At 65.6% G+C, this 21,383-nt stretch carries 23 protein-coding genes; 18 read left to right on the top strand and 5 right to left on the bottom strand.

The window, feature by feature from the left end; translation table 11 throughout:
* The 3 genes from AB4Z37_RS03605 to rocF all read left to right on the top strand — a co-directional run bounded on the left by AB4Z37_RS03605 (nt 1) and on the right by rocF (nt 3,913).
* A complete protein-coding gene (locus tag AB4Z37_RS03605; protein WP_441515319.1) occupies nt 1-1,272 on the top strand; it encodes a YeaH/YhbH family protein in 1,272 nt (423 codons plus the stop codon).
* Nucleotides 1,269-2,819, top strand: coding sequence for a SpoVR family protein (locus AB4Z37_RS03600; RefSeq protein ID WP_441515318.1), 1,551 nt, complete (start codon nt 1,269-1,271; stop codon nt 2,817-2,819). The genes AB4Z37_RS03605 and AB4Z37_RS03600 overlap by 4 nt, the downstream gene beginning before the upstream one ends.
* Before the next feature lie 122 nt (nt 2,820-2,941).
* Entirely contained in the window at nt 2,942-3,913 is a 972-nt protein-coding gene (rocF, locus tag AB4Z37_RS03595) for an arginase (protein WP_441515760.1), read from the top strand.
* A gap of 53 nt (nt 3,914-3,966) precedes the next feature.
* Here the strand turns inward: rocF and AB4Z37_RS03590 are convergent, their stop codons facing one another.
* The 3 genes from AB4Z37_RS03590 to AB4Z37_RS03580 are packed head-to-tail and all read right to left on the bottom strand — an operon-like array spanning nt 3,967 to nt 6,278.
* Entirely contained in the window at nt 3,967-4,701 is a 735-nt protein-coding gene (locus AB4Z37_RS03590; RefSeq protein WP_441515317.1) for a DUF1045 domain-containing protein, read from the bottom strand.
* 30 nt (nt 4,702-4,731) lie between these two features.
* Nucleotides 4,732-5,922, bottom strand: coding sequence for an alpha-D-ribose 1-methylphosphonate 5-triphosphate diphosphatase (locus AB4Z37_RS03585; RefSeq protein ID WP_441515316.1), 1,191 nt, complete (start codon nt 5,920-5,922; stop codon nt 4,732-4,734).
* 2 nt (nt 5,923-5,924) lie between these two features.
* Complete coding sequence (locus AB4Z37_RS03580) at nt 5,925-6,278, bottom strand: hypothetical protein (protein ID WP_441515315.1); 354 nt, start codon at nt 6,276-6,278, stop codon at nt 5,925-5,927.
* 201 nt (nt 6,279-6,479) lie between these two features.
* On the opposite strand from AB4Z37_RS03580, the gene phnC reads away from it, so the two are divergent.
* From phnC to phnE (AB4Z37_RS03560), 4 genes are all read left to right on the top strand, one after another.
* Nucleotides 6,480-7,298 (top strand): phosphonate ABC transporter ATP-binding protein, encoded by an 819-nt coding sequence (gene phnC / locus AB4Z37_RS03575; protein WP_211967333.1) that lies wholly within the window; start codon nt 6,480-6,482, stop codon nt 7,296-7,298.
* A gap of 70 nt (nt 7,299-7,368) precedes the next feature.
* Nucleotides 7,369-8,304, top strand: coding sequence for a phosphonate ABC transporter substrate-binding protein (phnD, locus tag AB4Z37_RS03570; protein ID WP_441515314.1), 936 nt, complete (start codon nt 7,369-7,371; stop codon nt 8,302-8,304).
* A 126-nt stretch (nt 8,305-8,430) separates the two neighbouring features.
* Complete coding sequence (gene phnE, locus AB4Z37_RS03565) at nt 8,431-9,315, top strand: phosphonate ABC transporter, permease protein PhnE (protein WP_441515313.1); 885 nt, start codon at nt 8,431-8,433, stop codon at nt 9,313-9,315.
* Nucleotides 9,312-10,163, top strand: coding sequence for a phosphonate ABC transporter, permease protein PhnE (phnE, locus tag AB4Z37_RS03560; protein WP_441515312.1), 852 nt, complete (start codon nt 9,312-9,314; stop codon nt 10,161-10,163). Before phnE (AB4Z37_RS03565) ends, phnE (AB4Z37_RS03560) begins: the two co-directional genes overlap by 4 nt.
* Before the next feature lie 3 nt (nt 10,164-10,166).
* Here phnE (AB4Z37_RS03560) and phnF read toward each other — a convergent pair whose 3' ends face one another.
* Nucleotides 10,167-10,898, bottom strand: a complete 732-nt coding sequence (gene phnF, locus AB4Z37_RS03555; protein WP_211967329.1) for a phosphonate metabolism transcriptional regulator PhnF — start codon at nt 10,896-10,898, stop codon at nt 10,167-10,169.
* Between the two features lie 186 nt (nt 10,899-11,084).
* Between phnF and phnG the strand changes: the two genes are divergently transcribed.
* From phnG to AB4Z37_RS03510, 9 genes are read left to right on the top strand one after another with little or no spacing between them, the layout of a single operon-like run.
* Nucleotides 11,085-11,555, top strand: a complete 471-nt coding sequence (phnG, locus tag AB4Z37_RS03550) for a phosphonate C-P lyase system protein PhnG (protein ID WP_441515759.1) — start codon at nt 11,085-11,087, stop codon at nt 11,553-11,555.
* A 3-nt stretch (nt 11,556-11,558) separates the two neighbouring features.
* On the top strand, nt 11,559-12,161 hold the full coding sequence (gene phnH, locus AB4Z37_RS03545; RefSeq protein WP_441515311.1) for a phosphonate C-P lyase system protein PhnH: 603 nt from the start codon (nt 11,559-11,561) through the stop codon (nt 12,159-12,161).
* A 2-nt stretch (nt 12,162-12,163) separates the two neighbouring features.
* On the top strand, nt 12,164-13,270 hold the full coding sequence (locus tag AB4Z37_RS03540; RefSeq protein WP_441515310.1) for a carbon-phosphorus lyase complex subunit PhnI: 1,107 nt from the start codon (nt 12,164-12,166) through the stop codon (nt 13,268-13,270).
* A complete protein-coding gene (locus tag AB4Z37_RS03535; protein WP_211967326.1) occupies nt 13,267-14,151 on the top strand; it encodes an alpha-D-ribose 1-methylphosphonate 5-phosphate C-P-lyase PhnJ in 885 nt (294 codons plus the stop codon). Before AB4Z37_RS03540 ends, AB4Z37_RS03535 begins: the two co-directional genes overlap by 4 nt.
* Nucleotides 14,144-14,953, top strand: coding sequence for a phosphonate C-P lyase system protein PhnK (phnK, locus tag AB4Z37_RS03530; RefSeq protein WP_441515309.1), 810 nt, complete (start codon nt 14,144-14,146; stop codon nt 14,951-14,953). Before AB4Z37_RS03535 ends, phnK begins: the two co-directional genes overlap by 8 nt.
* Before the next feature lie 8 nt (nt 14,954-14,961).
* Nucleotides 14,962-15,690 carry a phosphonate C-P lyase system protein PhnL gene (phnL, locus tag AB4Z37_RS03525; protein ID WP_441515308.1) on the top strand — a complete coding sequence of 243 codons (729 nt, stop codon included), beginning with the start codon at nt 14,962-14,964 and terminating at the stop codon, nt 15,688-15,690.
* A gap of 41 nt (nt 15,691-15,731) precedes the next feature.
* Nucleotides 15,732-16,886 (top strand): alpha-D-ribose 1-methylphosphonate 5-triphosphate diphosphatase, encoded by a 1,155-nt coding sequence (locus AB4Z37_RS03520; RefSeq protein WP_441515307.1) that lies wholly within the window; start codon nt 15,732-15,734, stop codon nt 16,884-16,886.
* Nucleotides 16,887-16,900: 14 nt separating this feature from the next.
* Nucleotides 16,901-17,494, top strand: a complete 594-nt coding sequence (gene phnN / locus AB4Z37_RS03515) for a phosphonate metabolism protein/1,5-bisphosphokinase (PRPP-forming) PhnN (RefSeq protein WP_441515758.1) — start codon at nt 16,901-16,903, stop codon at nt 17,492-17,494.
* A gap of 17 nt (nt 17,495-17,511) precedes the next feature.
* Nucleotides 17,512-18,123, top strand: coding sequence for a pyridoxamine 5'-phosphate oxidase family protein (locus AB4Z37_RS03510; protein ID WP_441515306.1), 612 nt, complete (start codon nt 17,512-17,514; stop codon nt 18,121-18,123).
* Between the two features lie 40 nt (nt 18,124-18,163).
* Here the strand turns inward: AB4Z37_RS03510 and AB4Z37_RS03505 are convergent, their stop codons facing one another.
* Complete coding sequence (locus tag AB4Z37_RS03505; protein ID WP_441515305.1) at nt 18,164-19,324, bottom strand: patatin-like phospholipase family protein; 1,161 nt, start codon at nt 19,322-19,324, stop codon at nt 18,164-18,166.
* A 222-nt stretch (nt 19,325-19,546) separates the two neighbouring features.
* Between AB4Z37_RS03505 and AB4Z37_RS03500 the strand changes: the two genes are divergently transcribed.
* Nucleotides 19,547-20,320, top strand: coding sequence for an acetoacetate decarboxylase (locus AB4Z37_RS03500; RefSeq protein ID WP_441515304.1), 774 nt, complete (start codon nt 19,547-19,549; stop codon nt 20,318-20,320).
* Between the two features lie 96 nt (nt 20,321-20,416).
* Entirely contained in the window at nt 20,417-21,373 is a 957-nt protein-coding gene (locus AB4Z37_RS03495) for an NAD(P)H-dependent flavin oxidoreductase (RefSeq protein ID WP_441515303.1), read from the top strand.
* Nucleotides 21,374-21,383: the final 10 nt, after the last annotated feature.

The following is a 21,383-nucleotide window of genomic DNA, read 5'->3' as shown; positions in this document are numbered from 1 at the left end:
ATGCATATCGTTGATCGACGCCTGAACCCGGGTAGTAAGAGTCTGGAAAACCGTCAGCGTTTTCTGCGCCGGGCCAAGGCGTTGATTCAGCGGGCGGTGAAGGACACCTCGCAGAAGCGCGACATCAAGGACGTGCTGGAGGGCGGAGAGGTCAGCATTCCGCTCGACGGCACCAACGAGCCGCGTCTGCGCCGCAGCGCAGGAACCCGCGACTTCGTGCTGCCGGGCAACAAGAAGTTTGTCGAGGGCGATATCCTGCCGCGCCCGAGTGGCGGAGCTGGCGGCAGGCCGAAGGAGGCGGGCGAGGGCGACAGCGAGGATGCCTTCCGCTTCGTGCTCACCCGCGAGGAGTTCCTTGATCTTTTCCTGGATGATCTCGAGCTGCCTGATCTTGCCAAGCGGCGACTCACCGAGGTCGAGCACGAGGGTATCCGGCGCGCCGGGTACTCGATTTCCGGCTCGCCCGCAAACCTGTCGATCAGTCGGACGGTGAAGCTTGCCACAGCGCGGCGGATCGCGCTGCGCCGGCCGAGAACCGAGACCATCGAGCGGATGGAGGCCGAGCTCGAAACCTGTGACGAGGAACGGCGCGCGGAGCTGCTGGCGGAGATCGAGGCCTTGCGGGCCAAGACCAAGCGGATTCCGTTCATCGATCCCATTGACATCCGCTACCGGCGCTTCGAGACGGTGCCGAAGCCTGTCGCACAAGCGGTGATGTTCTGCCTGATGGACGTGTCGGGGTCGATGTCCGAGCACATGAAAGACCTCGCTAAGCGGTTTTACATGCTGCTCTACGTCTTCCTCACCCGGCGCTACCGTCATGTCGAGATCGTGTTCATCCGGCATACCGATCGCGCCGAGGAAGTCGACGAGGAAACGTTCTTCCGCAATCCGGCATCGGGCGGCACGCTGGTATCGAGCGCACTGGAAGTGATGAACGAGGTCGTCCGGACCCGCTTTCACCCGGCGGATTGGAATATTTACGCCGCCCAGAGTTCGGACGGCGATAATGCCTATTCCGACAGCGAGACGACCGCGCGTCTGCTGACGAATATGATCCTGCCTGTCACTCAGTACTTCGCCTATCTCGAGGTCAGCGAGTCCGGTGGTCCGGTCGATATGCCGGACTCGGCGCTGTGGACGCTGTACAAGAAGCTGTGTGCGGATGGCGCGCCGCTGTCGATGCGCAAGGTCAGCGATCGCAGCGAGATCTTTCCGGTCTTCCACGATCTGTTCCAGCGCCGGCGCAAGCAGGAGAAGGTTGCCCCGTGACAGCATCCTCCACCGGTTCCCTCCTGTTCCGTGGTGCGGACTGGGATTTCCAGACTCTGCAGCGCATTCATGATGCCTGCGAAGACATCGCGCTCGGTGAACTTGGCCTCAGCGTGTATCCGAATCAGATCGAGGTCATCACCGCCGAGCAGATGCTCGACGCCTATTCCTCGATCGGGATGCCGCTATTCTACAAGCACTGGTCGTTCGGCAAGCATTTCGCCCATCACGAGGCCTTCTATCGCAAGGGCCTGATGGGCCTCGCCTATGAGATCGTGATCAACTCGTCGCCCTGCATCTCCTACCTGATGGAGGAAAATACAGCGACGATGCAGACGCTGGTCATTGCCCACGCGGCTTTCGGCCATAATCATTTCTTCAAGAACAATTACCTGTTCCGGCAATGGACCGATGCCGAGGGCATTCTCGACTATCTGAATTTCGCCAAGACCTATGTCGCTCAATGCGAGGAGCATCACGGCTCGCTCGCGGTCGAGCGAACGCTCGACGCCGCCCATGCGCTGATGTCGCACGGCGTCTTTCGCTATCCCGGCAAGAAGACCATCGACCTGCGCGCGGAAGAGAAGCGCGAGCAGGAACGCCGCAATCATAAGGAACGCAGCTTCAACGATCTGTGGCGCACGGTGCCGTCGGGGCCCGGCAAAAGCGCTTCCGAACTCAGCATCGACCGCCGCCGTGCCTTGCTCGGGCTGCCGCAGGAGAACGTGCTGTATTTTCTTGAGAAGTCGGCGCCGCGGCTGCAGTCCTGGCAGCGCGAATTGTTGCGGATCGTCCGCCACATCGCTCAGTACTTCTATCCGCAGGGCCTGACCAAGGTGATGAACGAGGGCACCGCGACCTACGTTCACTATCAGATCATGAACCGCCTGCACCGGCAGGGGCGGTTGTCGGATGGCAACTTTCTCGAATTCCTGCAGTCGCATACCAACGTGGTATTCCAGCCGAACTTCGATGATCCCAGATACTCGGGCTTCAACCCGTATGCGCTTGGCTTCGCCATGATGCAGGATATCGAGCGGATCGTGACCGAACCGGATGACGAGGATCGCGCCTGGTTCCCGGATATCGCCGGCACCGGCGATGCCATGGGCGTGCTGCGTGATATCTGGGCCAACTACCGCGACGAGAGCTTCATCAGCCAGTTCCTCAGCCCGCGGCTGATCCGCCACATGCGCATGTTCCACCTGCACGACGATCCGGCGCGGCATGAAGGAATCGAGGTGGAGGCCATCCACAACGAGCGCGGCTATCGCCGGATCCGGCGCGAACTGGCGCGCCAATACGATGTCGGCCAGATCGAGCCCAATATCGAGGTGGTCGACGTCGATCTTGCCGGGGACCGCCGCCTGCTGCTCCGCCATCAGGTCATCAACGGCAGCCTGCTCGATGAAGTCGACGCCAAGCGCGTGCTGCAGCATCTGGCGGATCTCTGGAGCTACGACGTCCTGCTCAAGGAGGTCGATGCGTCCGATACCGTCTTGAAGGAGCATGCGGCGAGTCCGCGCAAGATCGCGGTTGCCGCCTGATCGCGGCGTCCTCCTGGCGGTGAGGTCTCGCTTTGCCGCCGGGCTGTCAGGCGTCGATGCGCCGGAGGAGGGCAAGGATGGCTGACGGCGGACCCAACGGGATCGTATCATCCAGCCATATGATGGCGCCGTCGGTGGCTCCTTTGCATCATTCGGCGGTTGCGCTGCTGGGCGTCCCGGTGGAAATCGGCGCTTCACGACGCGGAACGGCGAAAGGCCCGGCAGCGTTACGGAGCGCCGGGCTGATCTCCGTTCTGGAAGCCAACGGCGTGACGGTCACGGACCATGGCGATGTATCCGGGAGCGAGCTGCATCCTCTGGACCATCCAGGGCCGCCCAACGCAAAGCACTATCGCGAGATCCAGGCCTGGGTTCGGGTCCTCAGCGCGCGTGCCTACGGGCTATGCGAACCGGGCGTCGTCCCCATCTTTCTGGGCGGCGATCACAGCCTGTCGATGGGATCGATCAATGGGGTCGCGCGCTACTGGGATGATATCGGACGGCCGCTGTTCGTGCTGTGGCTCGATGCGCATGCCGATTTCAACACGCCCGCGATCTCGCCGAGCGGCAACATGCACGGCATGTCGGCCGCCTTCCTCTGCGGTGAGCCGGGTTTCGAGAGGCTTCTTGACCATGAGCCCCGCGTGTCGATCGCGCCGGAGCGAATGGAGATATTCGGCGCCCGATCGATCGACGTCCTGGAACAGCAGCTCCTGGAGGAGCGCCGACTCCGTGTGATCGACATGTCGCGGATCGCGACAGCCGGTGTCTCGGACCTGATCCGGCAACTGATCGGGCGGGTGAAAGCGTGTAACGGCGTGCTACATGTCAGCTTCGATGTCGATGTTCTCGACCCGGTGCTGGCCCCGGGCACGGGCACGCCGGTCGCGGGGGGGCTTTCGGTCGAGGATATCTCTGTCGTGATGGCGGCTCTGCGGGAGTCCGGCCTGGTGCGATCGCTGGACGTGGTCGAGCTCAATCCTCTTCGCGACCGACGGCAGCAGACGGCCCGTCTCGTCCTCGATCTGCTTTGTAAGCTGCTTGGCTCGGCCGGAGCGACTGCGGCTGCCGACGTTATGGCGCAGATTCCCTAGCGTATTGTCGAGGAAACGGCCGCCGGTCCGCGTAAACAAAACGGCGTTGCCGATCAGGTGCTGGTCGTTTCCCGCGACTGCAGCGGATGGTGTGCGATGACGCGGAAGCGCGCGGTCGACGTCTCCTGGCGGAACACGGCCAGCCGGTCGATCGCGAGCGTCGCGCCGGCGTGCGTGTGCGCACGGGTCCGCTCGCGCAGGAGCTCCAGCACAGCCTCGCGGCGGTCCGCCGGCACACGTCCCGTCAGCGTCATGTGAAAGCGGAACTCGTCGTTCACGTAGGGATAGCCCCAGCGGTCGAGATAGGCGAGTTGACGTGCGCTGAGCGCGACCGGATTGCGGCGGGCGCGGTCTTGCGGGGTGAGCGGCGCACGAAAGCGATCGAATGCCTCGACGCAGGTCTGCGCCAGTTCCTGCAGCGCCGGCGATGGCTCATCCGGCACCAGAGCGATGAAGCTGCCGAGCGCGCGCGCGACAGGCCGGATTCGCGGCAACGGGCGTGTCGCGGTGACATAGCTCCGGGCAAAGTCCACGCACGCGGCGAGGAGGTTTGCTTCTGTCTCGCCGTCCGCCAGCGTGATCGGCGCCTTCAGCGTGGCGTGGAAGCCGTACTTGCGCGGATCGCGGGTGAGGTCGTGCCAGTCGGGCAGTTCGGCGATCACGTCGTCAGGAAACGGCCACTCCTCGCCGCTGAAGGCATCATAGCCGAGCAGCCCGGCGCCCAGACGATAGAGGTCGCTGTCGGGCGCCGGCACGAAATAGAGAGCATAGCGGGGAGGGCTGGTCATGATGGGTCCAGACACCAGAATAGAGCGTCGTCAGGCCGCCGCAACTGCCTTGCGTACCGGGGAAGTCCGCGACAACCGCTCTGGTTCGGTGAGCTGAACCAGCCGGCCGCCGGCGATCACCGCGACGATGCGGGGGCGCTGCGGGACCTGGTCATCGATGAGCAGGATATCGGCGCGCAGTCCTTCGGCGAGCCGGCCGCGGTCAGTGAGGCCGGCGGCGGTCGCGGGCGCCGATGAAATCAGTGCCCACGCCTCTGGCAGGGTCAAGATGTTGTCGGCAACCAGCCGGAACGCGGCCAGCAGGGGCGCCGGATAGTAGTAATCCGACGCGAGCACGGAGCAGAGACCCTTGGCAATCATGTCGGCCGCCTTGGTCCAGCCGGTATGGCTGCCGCCGCGCACCACGTTCGGGGCGCCGAACACGATATGGTCGCCGGCGTCCGCCGCCGCGCGGGCGGTTGCCTCGTTCACCGGGAATTCCGCGAGCGTGACACCCATCGTCCGGTAGGCGTGGCGCTGCTCCGGGCTCTCGTCGTCATGCGACAGCATGCGGATGCCGTGGGCGCGTGCGGTGTCCGCTAGCCGCGCGATCGATCCCGGCACCTCGTCGGCACGGGCCATCACGCCAGAAACCAGGTCGTCGAATGCAGCGTCGGACAGGCCGGTACGCTCCACCATGCGGGTGCGCTTGTGCGGCTTATCGAGGTTGGCGACCGTGGAATGCATATGGTCGTTGAAGGCGAGCAGGTCGATGCGCCCCGCGGCAAGCCATTGCGTGAGGACGGCCTCCGCGTCGAGGTTGTAGGTCTCGTGGCGCAGGTGGAAGCGGGTATCGGCGAACAGCCGCGGCCGCATTGCTTCGATCGCGCCGAGCAGGCGTTCGGCATTGTCGCCGCTGCGCAGACCCGGCTCCCACGACCAGGTGGTTGCGTGGAAGACGGTGGTCAGGCCGTTGCTGATGGCCTGGCGGTCGCTGTCGAGCAGCGCGACGTCGATCGGAAAATCGACCCCGGGCCGTGGCATCATCTGGCGCTCGAAGGCATCGCCATGGATGTCGACGATGCCGGGCATGACCAGCAGCCCGCTGGCATCGAGGTCGAGCGACGCGTGCGCGCCGCCGTTGCCGACGGCGGAGATCTCGCCGTCGGTGATCTGCAGGAAGGTGTCGAGGATGTCCTGTTGGACGAGGGCGCGGCCGCCCCGGATCAGCATGTCAGTCACGGTCAGGCAGGATGATGTTGGGTTGCGGGAGGGGTGACGGCACGCAGGCGCGCCTCGTACTTGTCGAGAAAGTCTTCAATGGCGAGGTGGCGAACGTCAGGCAGTGCGGTGCGCAGCGCCTCGTGCTCCCAGTCCCACCACTGCAGCGCGGCGAGACGCTCGGCGATTGCTTCCGGAAAGCTGTGGCGAATCACACGGGCAGGGTTGCCGGCGACGATGGCGTAGGCCGGGACATCCATCGCGATGTCCAGCAGCTGGGTGCGGGCGCCAACCTCGCAGTACGTGCCGAGACGACAGTCACGGACACTCGCCGACGGATCGACCAGCGGGGTAGGGGAGAGCGCCTTGGCGGCCATCTTGAAGTCTACAATCCTCGATTGAGCTCCTCGCGGAGCGTCGCTTTACTTCCATCGCTTTCATGACGGTGTCGTGACGACTGAGCGACCGTCAACCTGTTCCGCGTTGCGATAACGCGTCGCACACGGGCTCGCTGTCACACAACTGTAGAATCCCGGCGCTAGCGGTGGCGATGACGGAAGGAATTTTTGGAGTCTCTCATGTTGGTGGTGGATGGTTTGACGTGCCGCTTCGGCGACAAGCTCGCCGTGGACAATGCATCGTTCTCCATCGCGCCCGGCAGTTTCATCGGTGTGATCGGTCGCTCCGGCGCGGGCAAGTCGACGCTGCTGCGCATGATCAATCGCCTCGCCGAGCCGACCTCGGGCCGCATCATGTTCGAGGGGACGGACGTGACCGCGCTGCAAGGTCGCGATCTGCGCAAGTGGCGTGCGCGTTCAGCGATGATCTTTCAGCAGTTCAATCTCGCCGGCCGCCTCGATGTGCTGACCAACGTGCTGATGGGCCGCCTCGCCGACGTGCCGGCCTGGCGCTCGCTGTTTCAGCTCTGGCCCGACGAGGATAGGGCGATCGCGATGTCGGCGCTCGAGCAGTTCGATATCGCCACCCTGGCGGCGCAGCGGGCCGACCAGCTCTCCGGCGGCCAGCAGCAGCGCGTGGCCATCGCCCGCGCGCTGGTGCAGCAGCCCGACATCATTCTCGCCGACGAGCCAATCGCTTCGCTCGATCCGCGCAACACCCGGATCGTGATGGACGCGCTGCTGCGCATCAACAAGCATTTCGGCATCACGGTGATGTGCAACCTGCACTCGCTCGACCTCGCGCGGACTTATTGCGACCGGCTGATCGGCATGGCCGCCGGCCGGGTCGTGTTCGACGACGCGCCGGCAGCGCTGACCGATCAGATTGCCCGGGAACTCTACGATCTCGAAGCCGACGAGGTGATGGATGCGAGTCCCGCCGCCGTGCCCGCGGGCGCAACAGTTCCCGTTCCGCAGTTCGGAACGGCCGCAGCCTGAAAGCTGCGCGTGCAAGCCGGGCGCCTGTGAGCGGATCGGCCTGCGTTTCCTCGAAAGATCAGGAGAAGTCATGATCACCCGCCGTCTTATTCTCGCCGGCGCCGCGGCGCTGGCGATGTCGTCTGCTGCCTCGGCGCAGGACTGGAAAGCCAAGTATCCGGAGCTGGTCTTTGCCGTGATCCCGGCGGAGAACGCTTCGGGCGTCACCGAACGCTGGACGCCGTTCGTGAACTATCTGTCGAAGGAGCTCGGCACCAAGGTCACGCTGCGCATCGCCAATGACTATGCCGCGGTCATCGAAGGCCAGCGTTCCGGCAACATCCAGATCGCAAGCTATGGCTCGGCCTCGTTCGCGCGCGCCCGCCTCACCGGCGTCAAGATTGATGCCTTCGCCAACGACATCAATGCCGATGGCAGCACCGGTTATTACTCGGTGTTCTTCGTCAAGGCGACGAGCCCCTACAAGTCGGTGCAGGACCTCAAGGGCAAGAACCTCGGCCTCGTCGATCCGAACTCGACCTCCGGCAACAACGTGCCGCGCTTCGAGCTCGACAAGATGGGCATCACCGATGCCGATACCTATTTCAGCAAGGTGGTGTTCACCGGCAGCCACGAGAACGCGCTGCTGGCGCTGTCGCAGGGCACGGTCGACGTCGCGGCCAATCAGTGGACCAGCGATGACGACTCGACCCTGGCACAGATGCTGACCAAGGGCATGCTGAAGAATGCCGACGGCACGGCGCTGAAGAAGGACGATTTCCGCATCATTCACAAGTCGGCGCCGATCATCAACGGCCCCTACGCCTACAACTCCGATCTGCCTGATGACCTCAAGACCGCGATCGCCAAGGCGTTCCAGGACGCGCCGACCAAGGACAAGGCGGCGTTCGAGCGTCTGTCGGACGGCCAGAAGAAGGGCTTCCACCCGGCCACCACCAAGGACTGGGACGCCACCATCGAGCTGATCAAGTTCGTCGACAACCTGCGCAAGAAGAAGGCGTCTTGATCGTCCGTCATACCATCGGGAGCCGGGTCTTCGTGACCCGGCTCTTTTTATGGCCGGCAGTCGGGCCTGTCCCGCTGACGACCGCCGCCACTTCGGTGGCGATCTCACTGTCGCGCGGCCACTGACATGCCCGTCACCATCTCGCTGCTTCCTGACCAGCAACTGAGTGCGCTGAACGCGGCCTATCGCCAGGCCGTTGTCCGGAAGCGTCTGCGCTACGCCATTGCCGCCGTCGCCATGGTGGTGGTGCTGCTCGTCTCTGCCATCGGCGCAGAGGTCAATCTGCGCACGCTGTTCACTTATTTTGGCAACTTCTTCAGCTATTTCGATCGCATCTTCACGCTCGACAGCGGCGCACGGGTGTGGACCGATCCGGCCGAATGGCTGTGGGGCTGGCGCAAGTGGCTGTCGCTGCTCGGCGAAACGCTGTTGATCAGTTACGTCGGTACCGTCGCCGGCGCGTTCGTCGCCTTCCTGCTCAATTTTCTGTCCGCGGCCAATACGGCGCCGGCGCCGTGGGTCCGTTTCGTCACCCGGCGTGCGCTGGAATTCTGCCGCACCGTGCCGGACATCGTGTTCGCGCTGATCTTCGTCATCGCGTTCGGCTTGGGGCCGATGGCCGGCGTGCTCGCCATCGCCATCCACACGGCCGGCTCGCTCGGCAAACTGTTCTCCGAGATCGTCGAGAACGTCGACATGAAGCCGGTAGAGGGCGTGCGGTCCACCGGGGCCAACTGGGTCGCCTGCATGCGCTTCGCCGTGGTGCCGCAGGTGCTCGCCGGCTTTGCCAGCTACACGTTGCTGCGGTTCGAGATCAACGTTCGCGGCGCCTCGGTGATGGGCTTCGTCGGCGCCGGCGGCATCGGGCAGGAGCTCGTGGTCGCCATTCGCAAGTTCTATTACTCCGATGTGAGCGCCATTCTGCTTCTGATCATCCTGACGGTCTTCGTCATCGATATCGGCACGGGCTGGATCCGCAGCCATTTTCTCGGCCGGGAGCGGCGCGCATGACCAAGACGCTGGTTGTCGATCCCAAGGGGGATCCGCGGGCACGTTATCCCGAGCTGTTCCAGCGCTCGCTGACCGCGCGATTGCTGGTGCCGGCGCTGGCTGCCGCGATGGTCGCGCTGTTCATCTATGGCCTTGCGGTGCTGGACTTCTCGCCGGCACGGATGCTCGGCGGGCTGCATCAGCTCGGCTGGATCGTGATGATGATGGTCCCGCCGGATCCCGGCTCGTCGCTGCCGACCTATCTGGTCGCGCTCGGCGAGACGCTCTCGATCGCGGTGCTGGGCACGGTGGTGGCGGCCATCGTCGCGTTTCCGGTCAGCCTTCTGGCTGCGCGCAATGTTATTCCGTCGACGCTCTTTCGTTTCCCGGTCCGTCGCTTTCTCGATTCGATCCGCGGCGTCGACACCCTGATCTGGGCGCTGGTGTGGATCAACGTCGTGGGTCTCGGCCCGTTCGCCGGCGTGCTGGCGATCGCGGTGTCCAACTTCGGCATTCTCGGCAAGCTGTTTTCCGAGGCGATCGAGGCGGCCGACCACAAGCAGGTTGAGGGCATCAGGGCCTCCGGCGGCAGCAAGCTGCACGAAATCCGCTTCGGCCTGATGCCGCAGGTGCTGCCGGTGATCGCGAGCCAGGTGCTCTATTTCATCGAGTCCAACACCCGTGATGCGACCATCATCGGGATCGTCGGCGCCGGCGGTATCGGCCTGCAACTGGCCGAGCAGATCCGCGTTCTGGAATGGCAGAAGGTGTCGTTCCTCATCCTGATGGTGCTGATCGCCGTGGCGCTCATCGACTTCGTGTCGGGACGCTTGCGGTTCGCGATCATCGGCCGCCGCCCGGCCGTTTGAAGCTCAGGTATTCTCCACCAGGAACTCGACGCGTTCGGCGACGAAACGCGAATGCGAGGTGAGCAGGGGCTTGCCTTCGCCGTCGAGGTCGGTGCTGTCGACGATCAGGATCGGCCGGCCAAGGTCGAGATCGAGGCGGGCGGCATCGGCCGCGTCGACGATGGCGGCAGTCACGCGGGTGGACGCGCGACGATAATCACGAATGCCGAAATGGGCGAGAACCTTGGTCATCGAGCGCATCCGCTCGTATAGCGCGCCTGCGTCGGGGAACCGGTCCGCCGACAGCCAGGTCGTTCCGATGCAGATCGGCGTTTGATCGGCGAAGCGGAGGCCCTCGATGCGTGCCAGAGGAGCGCCAGCCTTGAGCCCGAGCAGTTTGGCGAACTCGCGTGTTGCCGGCTCGATGGTTGCGCTGATCAATTGTCCGCGCGGTTCGCGACCGCCGGCGCCGACAATCTCCGAAAAGCGCGTGCGGGACCGCAGCGGGTAGGCAAGACGTGGCGCCTCGACATAGGTACCGCTGCCGCGCTCGGCGCGCACGAAGCCGCGTTCGGCGAGCGCGGCGAGCGCACGCCGCACCGTATGGCGGTTGACGCGATAGGCTTCCGCGATCTCCATCTCGCCGGGCAGCCGCTCGCCTGCCGGATAGGTTCCGTCGGCGATGCCCCGTTCGATGGCGTCGGCGACCCGCCGCCAGAGGGCGACGCCGGACGCGGTGGTGTCGGTCATGGTCATGGCACGCGGCGGCTCCGCACCGCAAGCAAAACAGCTGTCGTCATCTACGGTCACTCTTACCCGAGAACCGGCGCGCCGCAAGCAACGGCCGCAAAACCATAGCTGAGAAATCATCCCCGCGTCACGAAACAGTCATGGACGGGGGCTATCAAGTTGTCTAGAAAAGTAGACAACTTGGATCGGGCCATGTCAAGCAGTCAGCCCCACGACGACCTCCAGTTGCAGAAGCGCCGTCAGTCGGCCATGGCGGTGCTCGCGCACAGCGATGTCGACGCGATCGCGCAGAAGCTCACGCCACTTGCGCTGCCAGCCTATGAAAACCTGCGTGAGGCCGAAAACGGCCTCGTGATGATGCGCGGCCGTGTCGGCGGCGATGGCGCGCCGTTCAATCTCGGCGAGGCGACGGTGTCGCGGGCGGCCGTGCGCCTGCCGAGCGGAGAAGTGGGCTTCGGTTATGTGCTCGGGCGCGACCGTCGCAAGGCGGAACTGATCGCGCTGTGCGACGCGCTGTTGCAGTCCGGCGCGCATGGCGCGGCCGTGGAACGCGACATCATTGCGCCGCTGCGGACGCAAATGCTGGACGCCCGGCGCGATCGGGCGGCAGAGACCGCGGCGACGCGTGTTGATTTTTACACCATGGTGCGTGGGGAGGGCTGACCGATGACGGTCGCGGAACTGCCGACAAAATTCGCCCAGCAGGTGCTGTCGGCACAATCGATCTTTCGCTCGGTGATGGACGCCATGGCGCGCCCCGGCACCCGGCATTGCGTATCGTGCGTCGCCGGTGCTCCGGCGCCGCTGATGCAGGCGACCGCAGCAATCGCGCTCACCCTGTTCGACCACGACACGCCGATCTGGCTGGACCCGGCCATGGAGGCGTCGTCCGACGTCGCCAAGTGGCTCAAGTTCCACACCAGCGCGCCGCTCGTCAGCGATCCTTCGATCGCCCATTTCGCGCTGGTCAGCGATATCGCCGCGGCGCTGCCGCTCGACCGCTTTGCCCTCGGCAGTGGCGAATATCCCGACCGATCGACGACGCTGATCGTGCAGGTCAGCCATCTCGGCCGCGGTCCAATGTTCGAGCTGCGCGGGCCCGGCATCGACGGCGCGACGACGCTGCAGGCGCCCCTCGGTGCGGATCTCGTCGCCGCGCTCGCGGTCAATCACACGCTGTTTCCCCGCGGGGTGGATCTGGTGCTCGCGGCGGATGACGCCATCGTGGCATTGCCCCGCACCACGCGGGTCGTTGCGAAGGAGAGCTGAGCATGTACGTCGCCGTCAAGGGAGGCGAGCGCGCCATCGAGAACGCCCATCGGCTGCTGGCGCATGAGCGGCGCGGCGATCGCGATGTGCCCGAAGTGACGCTGTCGCAGATCTCCGAGCAGCTCAGCCTCGGGGTGGATCGTGTGATGACCGAAGGCTCGCTGTACGATCGCGAACTCGCGGCGCTGGCCATCAAGCAGGCGCGTGGCGACATGATCGAGGCGATCTTCCTGCTGCGCGCGTTTCGCGCGACGTTGCCGCGCTTCGGCGCGACCGAGGCGGTCGATACCGGCAAGATGCAGGTGCGGCGGCGCGTGTCGTCGACGTTCAAGGACATTCCGGGTGGACAGGTGCTCGGGCCGACGTTCGACTATACTCATCGCCTGCTGGACCCGTTGCTCGCTGCCGGCAGCGAGCCGGAACAGCCCGCGGTCGCGGAAGCGCCGACCGCGCCGATGCCCCGCGTGACCGATATTCTCGGCCGCGACGGCCTGATCGAGGCTTCGCCAGCGGCGGAAGAGGGGGCTCCGGTCGGCGATCTCACCCGCGAACCATTGAATTTTCCCGCCGGCCGCGACCTGCGGCTGCAGAATCTGGCGCGGGGCGATGAGGGCTTCCTGCTTGCACTGGGCTATTCCACCCAGCGCGGCTACGGCCGCAACCATCCGTTCGCCGGCGAGATTCGCTTCGGCGAGGTCGAGGTCGAGTTTTTTGCCGAGGATGCCGGCTTCGTGGTGCCGCTCGGCGCCGTCGCGCTGACCGAGTGCCAGATGGTCAACCAGTTCAAGGGCTCCGCGACCGAAGCGCCGTGTTTCACCCGCGGCTACGGTCTCGCCTTCGGCCAGTCCGAGCGCAAGGCGATGTCGATGGCCTTGGTCGATCGCGCTCTGCGGGCGGGCGAACTCGGCGAGGACGTGGTCGCGCCGGCCCAGGACGAGGAGTTCGTGATGTCGCACTCGGACAACGTCCAGTCGACCGGCTTCGTCGAGCACCTCAAGCTGCCGCACTATGTCGATTTCCAGTCCGAACTCGGCCTGCTGCGCAAGCTGCGTCAGGAATTCGCCGAGGCCAACGCAACGGCCGACGTAGTCAAGGAGGCCGCGGAATGAACGCGCCCGCTTACAATTTCGCCTATCTCGACGAGCAGACCAAGCGGATGATCCGCCGCGCGATCCTCAAGGCGATCGCGATCCCCGGCTACCAGGTGCCGTTCGCCAGCCGCGAAATGCCGATGCCCTATGGCTGGGGCACCGGCGGCGTGCAGGTGACGGCCGCCATCCTCGGTCCCGATGACGTGCTCAAGGTGATCGACCAGGGGTCCGACGACACCACCAACGCGATCTCGATCCGCAAGTTCTTCGCCAAGACCGCGGGCGTCGAGACCACGACCCGCACCGCAGATGCGACCGTGATCCAGACGCGCCATCGTATCCCCGAGGAGACGCTGCACGCCGGCCAGGTGCTGGTCTACCAGGTGCCGATCCCCGAGCCGCTGCGTTTCCTGGAGCCGCGCGAAACCGAGACGCGTCGCATGCATGCGCTCGCCGAATACGGCCTGATGCATGTCAAGCTTTACGAGGATATCGCCCGCTTCGGCCATATCGCCACCGCCTACGCCTATCCGGTCAAGGTCGGCGCGCGCTATGTGATGGATCCATCGCCGACGCCGAAATTCGACAATCCGAAGATGGACAATTGCGCCGCGCTGCAGCTGTTTGGAGCCGGCCGCGAGAAGCGAATCTATGCCGTGCCGCCCTATACCGAGGTGGTATCGCTCGATTTCGAGGACCATCCGTTCACGCGCTATCGCTTCGACGCGCCCTGTGCGCTGTGCGGAGCGAGCGATTCCTATCTCGATGAAATCGTCACCGACGACAAGGGAGGCCGGATGTTCGTATGCTCGGACACCGACTATTGCGAAACCCGCCGCGACGCCGGCCATCATGGTGAGATGAGCGCACCGCCGCATGCGGAGCCGCGCCATGACTGACGGCATTCCCATGGCGGTCGTCGAGACCAGCGACCAGCCGCTGCTGCTGGCGGACGGCCTGAACAAGTCCTATGGCCGGGTGCAGGCCTGCCGCGACATCTCGTTCGCGCTCTATCCCGGCGAGGTGCTGGCGATCGTGGGCGAGTCCGGTTCGGGCAAGTCGACGCTGCTGCAGATGCTGTCGGGGCAGCTGACTCCGACGAGCGGTCGCGTCCGCTACCGCATGCGCGACGGCGTGACGCGTGACCTTACCGATCTCGGCGAGGCCGAGCGGCGCTTCCTGTTCCGCACCGACTGGGGTTTCGTGCACCAGGATCCGGCGCAGGGTTTGCGCATGGGCGTCTCCGCCGGCGCCAACGTCGGCGAGCGGCTGATGGCGGTCGGCTGGAACCACTATGGCCGCATCCGTGACACCGCGTCGACCTGGCTCGGTCGGGTCGAGATCGCCGCCGACCGCATCGACGACACGCCGCGGACCTATTCGGGCGGCATGCGGCAGCGGCTGCAGATCGCCCGCAATCTCGTCACCGAGCCGCGGCTGGTGTTCATGGACGAGCCGACCGGCGGTCTCGATGTGTCAGTGCAGGCGCGCCTGCTCGACCTGATGCGCAGCCTCGTCGCCGAGCTCGGGCTCGCGGCCATCGTGGTGACCCACGATCTCGCCGTGGCGCGGCTGCTTTCGCACCGCGTCATGGTCATGAAGGGCGGCCAGGTGATCGAGACTGGCCTGACCGACCAGGTGCTCGACGATCCCCGCGAGCCCTACACCCAGTTGCTCGTCTCCTCGATCCTGCCGCCATGAGGTCCGCAATGCTTTCCAGCGATATTTCCGCCGCCGGCCCCGTGCCGCTGATCGATGTCCGCGGCGCAGAGAAGAGCTTCGTCATGCACCTGCAGGGCGGCGTGACGCTGCCGGTGGTGCGCAACGTCTCGTTTCATGTCGATGCCGGTGAATGTGTGGTGCTGTCGGGGCCGTCAGGCGCCGGCAAGTCGTCGATCCTGAAGATGATCTTCGGCAACTATCGCTGCGACCGCGGCGTGATCGGCATCCACCATCTCGGCCGGCAGGTCAATCTGGCGACCGCCGAGCCGCGCCAGGTGCTCGACGTGCGGCGGCGGACCATCGGCTATGTCAGCCAGTTCCTGCGGGCGGTGCCGCGGGTGGCGACGCTCGACGTCGTGGCGGAGCCGCTGCTCGCAGGCGGCGTCAGCCGTGCCGACGCCCAGGGCCAGGCAGCTGTGCTGCTGCGTCGCCTCAATATCCCGGAGCGGCTGTGGGCGTTGCCGCCCGCGACGTTCTCCGGCGGCGAGCAGCAGCGGGTCAACATCGCCCGTGGCTTCATCTCCGATCTGCCGGTCCTGCTGCTCGACGAGCCGACGGCGTCGCTCGACGCCGTCAACCGGGCCGTGGTGGTGGACCTGATCGCGGCCAAGAAGCAGAAGGGTGTTGCCATCGTGGCGATCGTCCACGATGACGAGATGCGCGAACTGATCGCCGACCGCCTGGTCGACGTGACATCGTTTGCGGCGGCGGCGTGATCGGCGATAATCAACGATGCAGGAAAGGCAGTGACCCAGCAATGAGCGATACCAATGAGGCAGTTCTCGGCAATGCCCGGATCGTCCTTGCCGACCGGGTGATCGAACGCGGCTGGATCGCGATGTCCGGCGGCAAGGTCGCGGAGATCGGCGACGGCGCCGCGCCCGCGGGCGCGCAGGACGCCGGCGGTGACCTGGTGATGCCGGGCCTGATCGAGCTGCACACCGATCACCTCGAGGTGCACTACATGCCGCGCCCCAAGGTGCACTGGGATCCAGTGGCGGCGGTGATTTCCTACGATGGCCAGCTCGCCACCAGCGGCATCACCACGGTGCTCGACTCGCTGCGGGTGTGGCGCGAGGAGGGCGCGCCGGATGCCGACGGCCAGGCCGAAATCCTTGCCGCTGCCATCGCAGCGGCGCGTGACGGCGGCCTGCTGCGCGCCGATCATTTCCTGCATCTGCGCTGCGAAATCCCGATGCCGAACGTCATCGAAGAGGCGCGCGGGCTGGTGGACCGTCCCGACGTGCGGCTGGTATCGCTGATGGATCACACCCCGGGCCAGCGCCAGTTCCGTGATGAGGTCAAGCTGCGCGACTACTATCGCGGCAAGAGCGGTGGCCTCACCGACGCCGAGCTCGACGTGATGTTCGCCCGCCGCGTCGCCTATCAGCGCGAGTATGCCGAGACCAACATGCGCGGCATCGTCGCGCTGGCGCACGCGCACAACGTGCCGCTGGCGAGCCATGACGACACCACGGACGAGAATGTGCGCGATGCCATTCGCGACCGTGTCGTGGTCGCCGAGTTCCCGACCACCATGGAAGCGGCGCGCGGGCTGCATCAGGCCGGCATCGGCATCCTGATGGGCGCCCCCAATGTGGTGCGCGGCGGCTCGCACTCCGGCAATATCGCTGCGGTCGATCTCGCACGCGAGGGCCTGCTCGACATCCTGTCGTCCGACTACATTCCCTCCAGCCTGCTGATGGCGGCGCTGCAGTTGCCGGAACGGGTGCCGACGATCGACCTGGCCACCGCGGTGCGGACCGTCACCAAGCGTCCGGCGGAGGCCGTCGGCCTCGGAGACCGCGGCGAGATCGCCGTTGGCAAGCGCGCCGACGTCATCCGCGTCCATGTCGCCGGCCAGGTGCCGGTGGTCCGCAGCGTGTGGCGGGCAGGGCAGCGCGTCGCGTGACATTGGCATCGATCATGGGCGGGGAGCGTGCGCGGGATGACCGGAGCGGCCGGCTTGTGCTGGTGGTGGGCCCGAGCGGCGCCGGCAAGGATGCGCTGCTCTGTCGCGCCGAGGCGGCGTGCGCAGACGATCCTTCCGTGGTGTTTCCGAGGCGAGTGGTGACGCGGCAGGGCTCTGCCCACGAACCCAACGAAACGCTGTCGGCCGACGACTTCGCGCGCGCTGTTGTGGAGGGCGCATTTGCCCTGCACTGGCAGGCCCATGGCCTGAGCTACGGCGTGCGGCGGGCGATCGAGGACGATCTCGCCGCCGGGCGGACGGTCGTGGTCAATGTCTCGCGCACCGTCGTGGCGCAGGCGCGGCAGACCTACACTGCGGTGACGGCCGTGCTGATCACGGCGCCGCCGGAGGTGCTGATGCAGCGTCTCGCGTTGCGCAACCGCGACAGCGACGGCCGCCTGGACGATCGCCTCAACCGTGCAGTCGACACGGCGGCGTTTGCTCCCGATGTGATCATCAACAATGTCGGCACGCTCGACGACCACGCCCGTGAGCTGCTGGCGGCGATCCGCGGAGAGGCGGTCGTCGCCAGACGCCGCGAGACTTGAAACCGGAGGACAGCAACGTGTCGATCATCGCCACCATTGAGCAGCTCGAGGCCATCTACGGCGAGACCGGGGAGACCTCGACGGCCAAGGTGGCGGATCATGTCACCCCGCTCTACCGCATCCTGATCGAGCGCTCGCCGTTCGTGGCGCTGGCGACCAGCGGGCCCGAAGGGCTCGACTGCTCGCCGCGTGGCGACCATCCCGGCTTCGTGCGCATCCACGATGCGCGGACGCTGATGATGCCGGATCGCCGCGGCAACAACCGGATCGATTCCCTGCGCAACATCGTGCGCGACCCGCGCGTCGCGCTGTTGTTCATGATCCCAGGCGCCGGCACCACGTTGCGCGCCAATGGCCGTGCGCAGCTCACCGCCGATCCGGCGCTGCTCGAGACGTTCCGGATGGAAGGCAAGGCGCCGCGCTCGGTGATCGTGTTCCACGTCGACGAGATCTATTTCCAGTGCGCGCGGGCGATCGTACGCTCCGATCTGTGGAATCCCGACAAGCGCGTCGATCCGTCGACACTGCCGACGCCGGGACAGATCCTCGCCGAGATGAGCGAGAACCGGGTCGGCGGCGCCGAGTACGACAAGGCGTGGCCGGCGCGGGCCAGGCAGTCGTTGTGGTGAGCGCTCGGGTCGTGAAAACGGCCTGACGCTTGTTTGCAGGTCAGTAGCCGTTCTCACGGTGTACGTCGTGCACCACGATGCCGGTGCCGGGCTCGGGCATTGCCAGCCAGTCGCGGCGCTGCAGGGTTCGCCGCGTGTCCTCGAGGCCGCTCTGCCAGTGCTCGCGCATCGAGGTGGCGGAGAACTCATAGTCCTTGGCGTGCCCCTCATAGGCTTTCTGCTGGTAGATCAGCTGCAGAATGGTGATCTCGGGCAGGTCCTTCAGGCTGTCGCGCAGGCCACGCTCGCGTTCGGTCAACTGATGCTCGGGGATCTTGCCCAGCGCCCGATACAGGTCGGCTTTGAGGTTGTTCTCGCGACGGTAGATATCGGTGTTGTGGCGGGTGCGTGAGGAGTAGACGATGTCCTTCTGCCGGGCCATGACTTCCTGGATGTCGCGCGGCAGTGAGCCACGCGCGCTGAACAGGTCGACCTGGAACACCAGCGAATTGGTCTTGTCCTGCTGATCGAGCAGATGCTGCAGCGGTGTGTTGGAGACGATGCCGCCGTCCCAGAAGTGATCGGTACCGATCTTGACCATCGGCAGGGCCGGCGGCAGCGCGCCGCTCGCCATCACGTGCTCGGGGCCGATCACTTCCTTCTTGTTGTCGAAGTAGAGGAAGTTTCCGGTCAGCACGTTCACTGCGCCGACGGCGAAATGCATCTTGCGGGCGTTGATCAGATCGAAATCCACCAGTTCCAGCAGCGTGCGTCGCAGTGGCGAGGTGTCGTAGTAGCTGGTCGCGGTGCGGGCACCGGCCAGGCTGAGCCACGGGTTGACGTCGTGCGGCTTGAAGAAGCCGGGCTGGCCGAGCGCGGTGGTGAGGTATGAACTGGCGAAGTTACGGGCTTTGCGATAGATGTCGCCGTCCGGCGTGTAGTGCCATACTTTGCGGCCGGTGATGTGCTCCCAGAAGGCGCGCAGCCGATCCAGCCGCCGCTCCGGCGGGTTGCCGGCGATGATCGCCGAGTTGATCGCGCCGATCGAGACGCCGCAGACCCAGTCCGGCTCGATGCCGTCCTCGTGCAGGGCCTGATACACGCCGGCCTGATAGGCGCCGAGAGCGCCGCCGCCTTGCAGCACCAGCGCGACGCGGTTGCAGCGGTCGGGACGCCAGCCGCGGAAGACCAGCGCATGCGTATCCGGCGTTCGTGCGTCCATGGCAGCAGCCCCTCTGTTGCGACACAGGTCTCGCGATGATGCGGCGTAGCATTTCCGGTCGCCGTGACGCTGTGGTGACAACTGGCCGACGGTTGTGCGGATGGTTGACGCCGTGGAATGCGCTGCTGCGCGGCTGTCATCGGGCTGCACGAAAATCCTCACACCGGCGTCAACTGTGGCCGCTACGACAAAGCTCCGCCGGCTCACCCAGGGAGACCATCGATGCGCAAGGACGACGTGCTGAAGCTGCCCTCGATGCCGGCCGCAGGCCCGAGCTATCCGGCGGGCCCCTATCGCTTCGTCAACCGTGAGTTCCTGGTCATCAGCTATGAGACCGATCCGGAGCTGATCCGCGCCGGATTGCCCGAGCCGCTGGAGCCGGTCGAGCAGCCGGTCGCGCACTATGAGTGGATCAAGATGCCGGACAGCTCCGGCTTCGGCAGCTATACCGAGTCGGGTCTCGTGATCCCTGCCCGCTTCAAGGGTGAGGAAGTCAACTTCGTCTCGCAGATGTATCTCGATGACGATCCGCCGATCGCCGCCGGACGCGAGATCTGGGGCTTTCCCAAGAAGTACGCCCATCCCAAGCTCGAGATCATCAAGGATACGCTGACGGGAACGCTGGAATATGCCGGCGCCCAGGTCGCCGTTGGCACCATGGGCTACAAGCATGAAGCGATGGCCGGCAGCGGTGACGCCACGCGGGCCATGCTGGCCAAGACCCAGATCAACCTGAAGCTGATCCCGGGCGTCGATGGTCGCGCCGAGGTCTGCCAGCTCGTCGCCATCAACCTCACCGATATCGCCGTGAAGGGGTCCTGGGCCGGGCCGGGGCGGTTGCATCTGGTGCCCCACGTCAACGCTCCCGTGGCCGACTTCCCGGTCCGGAAGGTGATCGGAGCGCGTCATTTCCTCGCCGATCTCACCCTGCCTTACGGCCGCGTGGTCTACGACTATAACAAGCAGACCGACGATCTGGCGGAAGCCGCGGAGTGATATTGCCGGGCTGATGGATCCGGCAGTTCGATCGGGTTTTGCATCCGGCTGTGGCTGTGCCAGACTTCACGGCGGTGCCATGGAGGCCGTCGGCGCGTGTTGACCGGAAAGCTGTCCCGTTTTGAAGGCCGCTTGCAGCTGCCGCTGATTGCGGCGCCCATGTTTTTGGTGTCCGGGATCGACCTCGTGGTCGCGGCATGCGCCCATGGCGTGATCGGCTCGTTCCCGACGGCCAATTGCCGCAGCGCGGAGCAGCTCGATCAATGGCTGCAGATCATCCACGATCGACTGCAGTGCGCTGCCGACGCTGCTGGACGCGCTCCGGCGCCGGTGTGCGCAAACCTGATTGTCCATCGCTCCAATCCACGGCTTGCCGACGATCTTGCGGTGGTGCTCCGTCATGCACCGGAGATCGTGATCACCAGCGTTGGTTCGCCCGCGCCGGTGCTGGGCCCGCTGCGCGATGCCGGCGCGCTTGTGCTGGCGGATGTTGCCAGCATCCGGCACGCCGAGCGTGCGGTTGCCGCGGGCGCCGACGGCCTGGTGTTGCTGACGGCCGGCGCCGGCGGCCAGACCGGCTGGCTCAATCCATTCGCCTTCGTCCGTGCGGTGCGGCAGTTCTTCCAGGGGCCGCTCGTGCTGGCAGGTGGCATCAGCGACGGCCATGCGTTGCGCGCGGCGCAAGTGCTGGGCTGTGACCTTGCTTATATGGGGACACGCTTCATTGCCACGCAGGAGAGCATGGCCGATCCCGCCTACAAGGAGATGCTGGTCGCGAGCTCGGCGGATGACATCCTGCTCACCCGCGCCTTTACCGGCTTGCAAACCAACATGCTGACGCCGTCGATCGTCGCCGCCGGGCTCGACCCGGACAAGCTTCCGGAGCGAGGCGCGATCGAAATCGCCAGGGATATCGATGTCGGCGCCCGCGAGGCGCGTTCCAAACGCTGGCGTGATGTCTGGAGTGCGGGGCACGCGACGTCGGGCGTGCATGATATCCCGTCGGTTGCCGATCTCGTGGCACGGACGATCGGAGAATTCCGGGCTGCCTAGCGGCCTCGGG

This window comes from Bradyrhizobium sp. 2TAF24 (assembly GCF_052115025.1).
Classification (GTDB): Bacteria; Pseudomonadota; Alphaproteobacteria; order Rhizobiales; family Xanthobacteraceae; genus Bradyrhizobium_A.
This window is presented reverse-complemented; position numbering and strand designations above follow the sequence as displayed.